General features: G+C 66.3%; 5 protein-coding genes. 1 reads left to right on the top strand and 4 read right to left on the bottom strand.

Annotation, left to right across the window (positions count from 1 at the left end):
- The 4 genes from VIG90_RS11825 to VIG90_RS11810 all read right to left on the bottom strand — a co-directional run.
- Nucleotides 1-783 (bottom strand): tetratricopeptide repeat protein (locus VIG90_RS11825; RefSeq protein WP_331593723.1); only part of this gene is annotated, 783 nt, incomplete at its 3' end.
- A 113-nt stretch (nucleotides 784-896) separates the two neighbouring features.
- Nucleotides 897-2,025 (bottom strand): peptide chain release factor 2 gene (prfB, locus tag VIG90_RS11820; RefSeq protein WP_331593722.1). Its coding sequence is split into 2 segments (ribosomal slippage): nucleotides 897-1,955 and nucleotides 1,957-2,025, totalling 1,128 coding nucleotides; the frame shifts between segments, so codons are not numbered across the junction.
- A 289-nt stretch (nucleotides 2,026-2,314) separates the two neighbouring features.
- The gene (locus VIG90_RS11815) at nucleotides 2,315-4,774 is read right to left on the bottom strand and encodes a penicillin-binding protein 1A (RefSeq protein ID WP_331593721.1); all 2,460 of its coding nucleotides are present in this window, start codon (nucleotides 4,772-4,774) and stop codon (nucleotides 2,315-2,317) included.
- 113 nt (nucleotides 4,775-4,887) lie between these two features.
- Nucleotides 4,888-6,348 (bottom strand): N-acetylmuramoyl-L-alanine amidase, encoded by a 1,461-nt coding sequence (locus VIG90_RS11810; protein ID WP_331593720.1) that lies wholly within the window; start codon nucleotides 6,346-6,348, stop codon nucleotides 4,888-4,890.
- Nucleotides 6,349-6,889: 541 nt separating this feature from the next.
- Here VIG90_RS11810 and VIG90_RS11805 point away from each other — a divergent pair.
- A partial coding sequence (locus VIG90_RS11805; protein WP_331593719.1) for a ribonuclease E/G occupies nucleotides 6,890-9,205 on the top strand: 2,316 nt, incomplete at its 3' end.

Raw genomic sequence — 9,205 nt, 5'->3', positions numbered from 1 at the left:
CAGATACCCCCGCTGCGAGTCGGCCAGTTCCGCGGCCGTTGCCGTCCGGGCGATTTCCGTTGCCTGCTCGGTCTGGCCGGAGAGCGCGTAGATGATCGCCAGCGTCTCGCGCACCGGCCGCTCCATCAGCGGATCGTTCACCTGCATCTGGAGAATGCGCAGCGCCGCCGGGTAGTCGGCCTGCAACGCCAGAGACAGCGCCAGCCGCATCGGCAGCTGCCAGTCGCTCGGGTTCAGGGTGATGGCGCGGCTGAACGCCCGCTGCGCTTCCAGATGATTGCCCGCCATGTCATGGGCAATGCCCCGCTGCGCCCACATCAGCGCCGGCATGGGGCCGGAGCCCGCTTTCTCGGCCTCCGCCAGCGCTGCCAGCGCGTCCGCGGGCCGGCCCTTCTCGTTGAGGGCGGTTGCCAGCCACAGCTGCGCCTCGGCATCATTCGGGCGCTTGGTTGCCAGCCGCACCGCTTCGTCGAGAACAAGGCTCGCCCGGTTGGTGCGCACCGCAAGGCCGATCAGCGCCCGCAGCGCCTCGTCGTTGTCCGGCTTCTCGCTCACCGCCTTCTGGTAAAGGCCCAGCGCCGTCTCCGTGTCGCCCTTCGCCTCGAAGCGGCGGCCAAGGCTCACCTGCGTCTCGGCGGTCAGCGCGGTCTTAGCGCCTTCTTCGCGCTTGCGGCTCGCCGCCTCTGCAACAGGCGCGGCGCTTGCCAGCAGCAGCCCCACGGCAACGGCCGCCCGGCAGGCACGGCCCGGTCTGGTGATCAGCAAATGGTCAATCCTGCGCATGACGCCCTCCCTGCCATAAGACCGGCAAAGGGATCCTTAACGCCCCACGGAAAAGGCCGCCACCCCTTGGCAGGAGCGACGGCCTCTTTTCCAGTCAACGGCTTGGCGGAAGCCTAGTCGATGTCTTCCACCGAGACCTTCTCGCCGGTCACGCGCTGCGACAGGGCCGCGGCCATGTACGCGTCGAGATCGCCGTCCAGCACCAGCTGCGGCTGCTGGTTCACGACGCCGGTGCGCAGGTCCTTCACCATCTGGTACGGCTGCAGCACGTACGAGCGGATCTGGTGGCCCCAGCCGATATCGGTCTTGCTCGCCTGCGTGGCGGCAGCCTCGGCCTCGCGCTTCTGGAGCTCGGCTTCATAGAGCCGCGCCTTCAGCATCTTCATGGCCGTGGCGCGGTTCTTGTGCTGCGAACGCTCGTTCTGACACGCCGCCACGATGCCGGTCGGAATATGCGTGATGCGCACCGCCGAGTCCGTGGTGTTGACGTGCTGACCGCCCGCGCCCGAAGACCGGTAGGTATCGATCTTGAGGTCCTTTTCGTTGACCTCGATCTCGATATCGTCGTCGATCGCCGGATACACCCAAACGCTCGTAAAGCTGGTGTGGCGGCGGGCGTTGGAATCATACGGCGAGATGCGCACCAGCCGGTGCACGCCGCTTTCCGTCTTGGCCCAGCCGTAGGCGTTCTCGCCCTTGATCAGGTAGGTGCAGGACTTGATGCCCGCCTGTTCGCCCGCATGACGGTCGATCAGTTCCACCTTGAAGCCACGGCGTTCCGCCCAGCGCGCGTACATGCGCGCCAGCATTTCGGCCCAGTCGTTGGATTCCGTGCCGCCTGCGCCCGAGTTGATTTCGATGTAGCAGTCGGAGGCATCCGCCTCGCCCGACAGCAGCGCCGCAACCTTGTCGCGGTCCGCCCGCTTGGCGAGATCCGCCAGCGCAGCAACGCCGTCGTCCACCATGCCCTCATCGCCCTCTTCCTCGGCGAGTTCGATGAGACCGATGGTGTCTTCCAGCTCCCGCTCGATGTCGCGATAGGCCGTGATGGACTCGTCCAGCCGCCTGCGCTCGCGCATCAGGGATTGTGCCTTCTTGGGATCGTTCCACAGCGAGGGATCTTCCGCCGCTGCGTTCAGCTCATCGAGCCGTCTTAGAGCCTGATCCCAGTCAAAGAAACCTCCTCAGCAGGTCCAGCGCCTGCTTGGTTTGGAGGATGTAGCTTTCCGCTTCCGCGCGCATCTTGTCCTTACTCTCGATAAGTGGAGGAACGCCCCGCATGTCGGGGTTTAGAGGTCTGGAAAAGCCAGACCCCGCCCTCAATGTCAACGCTTGAATACTGCCGCGCCCCTCCCGGGAGACGGCAGATCAGGTCCGCATCAATCTCTAATCGATATGGGGATGAATGTTGTCGCCATCAACAGACGCGGCCCGATAAAACGAATGGGGGGCGCGGGGGACAAGTCCCCCGCAAAGTCAAACCCCGATCTTGGTAAATCCCGCCCCCAAGGCGGCAGCCGGCCTGCCGCCGTTAATAAATCCCGCCCATCGTCTCGACGAACTCGGTGTCGGACTGCACGGTCTGCGGTCCGGCGAGTGAGACGAAGCGGCGCGGCTCCAGCCCCGGCTTGAAGGCTTCCCAGATCACGTCCGGTCCGTCGTAGTTGGCCAGCTTGCCGGTCTTGCGGTTCACCTTCACGAAGCGCAGGCCCTGCGGGGCGACGAACTGCGGCTTGGGCGCGTCCTTCAGCGCCGCCTCGGCGAACTGCTTCCAGATCGGCGCGGCCACCGTACCGCCCTGCGCCCAGCTGCCCATGCTGCGCGGCGTGTCATAGCCAAGGTACAGGCCCGCGGCCAGGTCCGGGGTCATGCCCACGTACCACACGTCCTGCGAGTTGTTGGTCGTGCCGGTCTTGCCTGCCATCGGCCGGTCCAGGTCGCGCAGCCGCCGCGCGGTGCCGCGCTCGATCACGCCTTCCAGCATGTGCACCACCTGATAGGCGGTGCGCGGGTCGATTACCTGCTTGCGCGTGTCCGCCACGCGGGGCATGCCCTCGCCCTGCCATTCGGTGGCCTCGCAGCTCGGGCAGTTGCGCTTGTCGCTCTTGTAGATGGTCTTGCCGTGGCGGTCCTGCACCCGGTCGATGAGGATCGGGTTCATCTGCTTGCCACCGTTGGCCAGCATGCCATAGGCCGCCACCAGTTTCATCACGGTCGTCTCGCCTGCGCCCAGCGACATTGCCAGCACCGGGCTCATCTTCTCCGTCAGCCCCAGCCGCTCGGCCATTTCGGCCACCTTGGGCATGCCGACGCTGTTGGCGAGGCGCACCGTCATCAGGTTGCGGGATTGCTCGAGGCCGGTGCGCAGCGTCTGCGGGCCAGTGCCCCGGCCGGAGAAGTTGCGGAAGCACTTCACGCCCAGCCGTCCGCCCTGATCGACGCAGAAATCCTCGTCCAGCACCACCGAGGCCGGGGTGAAGCCGTTGTCCAGCGCCGCCGCGTAGACAATCGGCTTGAACGCCGAGCCCGGCTGGCGCAGCGCCTGCGTAGCGCGGTTGAACTGGCTGCGGCGGGCATCGAACCCGCCCACCAGCGCCATCACCCGGCCCGAAAGCGTGTCCATCGCCACGAACCCGCCGGAAATCTGCGGGATCTGGCGCAGCGCGTAGGTGTCCTTGGTCTTGGCAACCGGGGCCACCGGAATGACGTCGCCCGGCTTCAGGTGCTGCGAGGCGGGCTGCCCCTTCATGCGCCGGGTCGCCTGGTCGGGGGGCATGCGCCCGCGCGTGCCGTCGCCGAAGCCGAGAATGGAGGTGCCGCCCTGCTTTTCCAGCACCACGGCCGCGCGCCATTCCTCATAGCCCAGCGGCACGTCCAGCGCGTTCAGGCGCTTCTCCCAGCCCTCGCCCAGCTCGATGGTATCGTACGGCCCGCGCCAGTCCCGGGCGCGCTCGTAGCGCAGGAAGCCGTCGCGCATGGCGGTCTCGGCCGCCTGCTGCATCTCGGGGTCGATGGAGGTGTACACCCACAGACCGCCGCCATAGACCTTGTCCTCGCCGTACACGTCGATGAGCGTGCGGCGCACTTCCTCGACGAAGTATTCGCCAAGGCGCGAGCGGGCGCGAGAGCGCACCGGCGTCAGCGTGATCTCGTGCGCCACCGCCGCGTCGTGCTGCGCGGGCGTGATGTAGCCGTTGTCGCGCATCTGGCCCAGAACGTAGTTGCGCCGCTCCGTTGCCATGTCCCGGTACTTGGGCTGGCCATAGAGGCTCGGCCCCTTGGGCAGCGAGGCGAGGAACGCCGCCTCTTCCACCGTCAGTTCATCCAGCGGCTTGTTGAAATAGGCCAGCGAGGCCGCGCCGACGCCGTAGGAGTTCCGGCCGAGGAAGATCTGGTTCAGGTAAAGCTCGAGGATGCGCTCCTTGGGCATGGCCTCTTCAAGCCGCTTGGCCAAAATGGCCTCGCGCAGCTTGCGGGTGTAGCTCACCTCGCGCCCCAGGTTCATGGCCTGCGCCAGCTGCTGGGTGATGGTGGAGGCGCCCACCAGCCGCTTGTCGCTGCCCATGTTGCGCACGTTGGTCACCACCGCGCGGGCAATGCCGGCGTAGTCGAGGCCGCTGTGGCTGTAGAAGGTCTTGTCTTCCGCCGAGATGAAGGCGTGGCGCACCAGCTCGGGGATTTCCTCGTAGGAGGTGTAAACGCGCCGCTCGCGCTGGAACACGGCCAGAATGGAGCCGTCGCCCGCAAGCACCGTCGTCGGCAGGTCCGGCTCGTAGGCCGCCAGTTCCTCGACCGAGGGCAGGTCGCGCGCCATCGAGGCGTAGAGCAGGCCGCCCGCCAGCAGACCGGCCACCATCAGCCCCGCGCCGCCAAGCAGCCATTTCCTGCCACGGCTGAGGGACCCGAAGCCCTTGCGGCGGCCCTGCGCCTCTTCCCGTTGCTGACGGTCGGAGGGGTCCTGATCGTGCTCGTTCTGACCCGGTTCAGCCACGCTGACGTTCCTTACTCTGTCGCGGCGAGTGCGTTTAAGGCGCTTCGCCCAGATTGGCAACCGGCCCGCCGTACCCGGTTAATTCCATCAGATTGTAATTTTGCGACCACCGGTCAAGGCGCGCCCGCGGCCACCGATGTCCGCGCGAGCGTGCGCTGGAAGTAGGCTTCCACCGCTGCCCGCACGCCCCGGGCGATGGCCTGCTGGCCGCTTTCCGAGAACAGGTATTTGCTGTCCTCCAGGTTCGACATGTAGCCCGTCTCCAGCAGCACGGAGGGCACGTCCGGTGCTTTCAGAACGCGGAAACCGGCAAAACGGTGGTTGTTGGAGCGGAAATAACGATGTTTGCCCACCTCCCGCACCACGATCCCCGCGAACTCGGCGGAGAGGTTCATCGTCTCGCGCTGCACGAGGTCGATGAGGATGTTGGTCACGTCCTGGCTTTCCGCGCCAAGGTTGATGCCGGCAATGATGTCCGCCTTGTTTTCCTTGGCGGCCAGTCGCTCGGCCTCTTTATCCGATGCGGTCTCGGACAGGGTGTAGACGGTTGCGCCGTGGACATCCGGCCGGCCGATCGAGTCCGCGTGCACCGAGATGAACAGGTTGGCGCCGGCGGCGCGAGCGATGTCCACACGACGGCCGAGGGGAATGAAGATGTCGTTGGAGCGGGTCAGCACCGCCTTCACCTTGCCTGAGCGGTCCAGCTCCGCCTTGATCGCCTTTGCAATCGCCAGCGTCACTTCCTTCTCCCACCGCCCCTTGATGACGCTGGGCGCGCCGGGGTCCTGCCCGCCGTGGCCCGCGTCGATCACCACGACCGGCCGCTCGCCCGGCTTCACCGGACCCACCGGGCCGGACGGCGCGATGACCGGGGCCTGAACCTGAGCAGGCGCTTGCGTCGGCATCGGCGTCGGCACCGGGGCGATGGACGCCGTCTGTACCGGAGCCTGTGCTGCCTGCCCCTGTGCCGCGGCGTCGACCGCCGCCTGCACCCCGGCCGGGATGGTCGCGGCAGGCGCCGATGCCGCCTGTGCCGGTGTCGCGACAGCAAGGGCACGGCGGCCCTGCCGCAGCGCGCTGGCAAAGCCCTGCCGGTCCCCGCGCACCACGAGGCGCAGGGCATTGCGGCCGGGAACCCCTGCCGGGTCCACGCTGGCAACGCCCCCTTCGGCCAGATCGATCACGAGACGGCTGAGCTCCGGCGTGTTCTGCGCAAGTCGCACGGATTTGACCGGCCCGCTGCCTTCCGCCCGGTTCGGACCGGCAAGGCGCGTGCCCGGAAAGTCGATCACGATACGCTGCGGCCCGTCCAGATAGAACATGTGCGGCGTGGCAAAGGCCGCATCCAGATCGATGATCACGTGGGCGTCGCTGCCCTGCGCCACGGCGGACAGCCCGGTGATGCGCGCTGCCTGCGCAGGCATTGCCGCCATCATTAGACCGAGCAGCAACAACAGGGCTGCAAGCACCAGGTTCATGCTCCCGAACCGCACTCGGCTCTCCGCCTGCGCCGTTGCCTGCCCCATGACCTGCCGAAAACGCCCGCCCCGGTTGCCCGGCAAAATGCCGCTCATCGTCTCGTGTCCTGCTCTCACGCCCGTCTGCTGCCGCTGTTGTGGGGAGTCTAAACGCTGCCGGAATTATTAATTTGGTGTCTTGGTTTACGCGGCACATTAGTCGGCCAAGCCTTGCTGAACAAGCACCGAGGCGACAAACTGTATATCACGGGCGCATCGATGCACGGAGTTGGGTTGTGGATCGCCCAAATTGGTGTTAGCTGTCCAAATGTTACAGTTTCGGAGTTCAACGCGGTCAGCGCCGTGCCCTTGCCACCCGGCCCCCAGTTGGGATCGAAGTATTGCCAGGTCAGGCTGAACGGAACGCTTTGACGACAAGGATTGAAATCAATGGGCCGATTGTCGGGCGAGAAGGCTGAGGAAAGGGTGAAGAACCTTCCTTGCGCCGCGCCTTCGACCATACGGCCGTTGAACGTCCGTCCCCTGCAACGTTTTACGCTGCGCCGCGCCTGCGGCCGGCTGTGCCCACAGACACACGCAGTCGTGAGCGCCGGGCGCCTTAGCGCGCCCGCCCGGCTGCGCGCATGGAGAACTTTGAATGTCCACACGTATGTTGATCGACGCCCGCCACCCGGAGGAAACCCGGGTCGCCGTGGTGCGTGGAACCCGTATCGAAGAATTTGATTTTGAAGCAGCAACGAAGAAGCAGCTTAAAGGCAATATTTACCTCGCAAGAGTTACCCGAGTAGAGCCGTCGCTCCAGGCCGCGTTTGTCGAATACGGCGGCAATCGTCATGGCTTTCTGGCTTTCAGCGAAATTCATCCCGACTATTATCAGATTCCGCACGAAGACCGCGAAGCCCTGCTTCGGGAAGAGTTCGCCGCCAGCCGCTACGACGACGCGGACCACGCCACCTCCGGCGATCACGACGATGACGCCGAAGACCCCGCGCAGGACGACGCCGAGGGCGGCGATGACACTGACGCTGGCGAGGACTCCGAAGCGGGCGATGCCGGCGAGGGCACCGAGGTCGTTGCCGGCAACGGCGATGATGAACACGACGAAGCCGAGGAAGACATGCGCCGCCGGCGCACCTCCCTGCGTCGTCGCTACAAGATCCAGGAAGTCATCAAGCGCCGTCAGATCCTGCTGGTTCAGGTCGTGAAGGAAGAGCGCGGCGGCAAGGGCGCGGCGCTCACCACCTACCTGTCGCTGGCCGGCCGCTATTCGGTGCTGATGCCCAACACCACCCACGGTGGCGGCATCTCCCGCAAGATCTCCAGCCAGACAGACCGTCGCCGCCTGAAGTCCATCATGTCGGACCTGAAGCTGCCCAAGGGTATGGGCTGCATCATCCGCACGGCGGGCCTCAAGCGCACCAAGACCGAGATCAAGCGCGACTTTGATTACCTCACCCGCCTGTGGGACGAGATCCGTGAGCAGACGCTGAACTCCGTTGCCCCGGCGCTGATCTACGAGGACAGCAGCCTCATCAAGCGCGCCATCCGCGACATCTACTCGCGCGATGTGGACGAAGTCTGGGTGGAGGGCGATCACGGCTATCGCGCCGCCAAGGACTACATGCGCCTCCTGATGCCCAGCCACGCCAAGAAGGTGCATCTGTACCGTGACCGCGTGCCCCTCTTCCATCGCTACCAGGTGGAAGCCCAGCTCGAGGGCATGTACCGTCCGGTCGTGCAGCTTCGCTCCGGCGGCTACATCGTCATCAACCCGACCGAGGCGCTGGTGTCCATCGACATCAACTCCGGCCGGGCGACCAAAGAGCACAACATCGAGGAAACGGCCCACAAGACCAACCTTGAGGCCGCCGACGAGATCGCCCGCCAGCTGCGCCTGCGCGACATGGCCGGCCTCGTCGTCATCGACTTCATCGACATGGAGGACAAGAACAACGTCCGCAATGTCGAGCGTCGCCTGAAGGAGGCGCTGAAGAACGATCGCGCCCGCATCCAGGTGGGCCGCATCTCCAACTTCGGCCTCATGGAAATGTCGCGCCAGCGTCTGCGCACCGGCGTTCTGGAAGCCTCCACCCACGTCTGCCCGCATTGCAACGGCGCAGGCTTCATCCGCACCATCCAGTCCTCGTCGCTCCATGTGCTGCGCGCGCTGGAAGAAGAGGCGATCAAGGCCCGCGCCTCGCACCTGCTGCTGCGCGTGCCCGCCGAGGTCGCCATTTACGTCCTCAACCGCAAGCGCTCCGAACTCACCGAGATCGAGGACCGCTACGGCATCACCATCGAGGTCGAGCCCAAGGCTGACCTGATCGTGCCGAACTACGAGATCGAGCGCTCCGGCCCGCCGCCGGCCATTGCTCCGGTCGAACTCGCCGCCCAGCCCGTCCCGGCCGAAGAGCCCGAGGAAGAGGATCTGATCGTCGAGGAAGAGGAAGAGCTGGAAGAGGAGTTCGAGGCCCGTCCGGACGGCGAGGTCCGCGAGCCGCGCGAAGCCCGTGACGCCGACCATGGCGAGGGTGATGAAGACCGGGGTGGCCGCCGTCGCCGCCGCCGCCGTCGTCGCCGTCGGGGCGGCGAGACCAACGGCGAGTTCCACGGCGAAGGTCAGGCCGAAGCTCATGGCGAAGGTCAGGCGGAAACCCACGGCGAAGGCGAGGCCGTCGCTGTCGAGGCGCCTGCCGGCGAAGGCGAAGCTCACGCCGAAGGCGCGGGCGAGCATGGCACCGAGGGCGAACGCCGCCGTCGTCGCCGCCGCCGCCGTCGCGGTGAGCGTGGCGAACGCGGCGAGCGTCATGGCTTCACGGCCCATGCCGAAGCCACCGGCGCTGAAGGCGGCGAGGCCGTCACCGGCGAAGCCGCTGAGACGACCGAGGCTGGCGAAGCCATTCCGGTTGCTGACGCCGCAGGTCTCGCCGAGGCCCTGAGCGCCGCCGCACCG

It is taken from the genome of Pedomonas sp., assembly GCF_036515995.1.
In the GTDB taxonomy this organism is placed as follows: Bacteria; Pseudomonadota; Alphaproteobacteria; order Sphingomonadales; family Sphingomonadaceae; genus Pedomonas.
The sequence above is the reverse complement of the archived record's forward strand: the minus strand, read 5'-3'. Positions and strand labels throughout refer to the sequence as shown.

Bases quoted from the DNA above. Each gene is read 5' to 3' on its own strand.
- VIG90_RS11810 (WP_331593720.1), bottom strand. From the start codon at position 6,348: ATGAGCGGCATTTTGCCGGGCAACCGGGGCGGGCGTTTTCGGCAGGTC.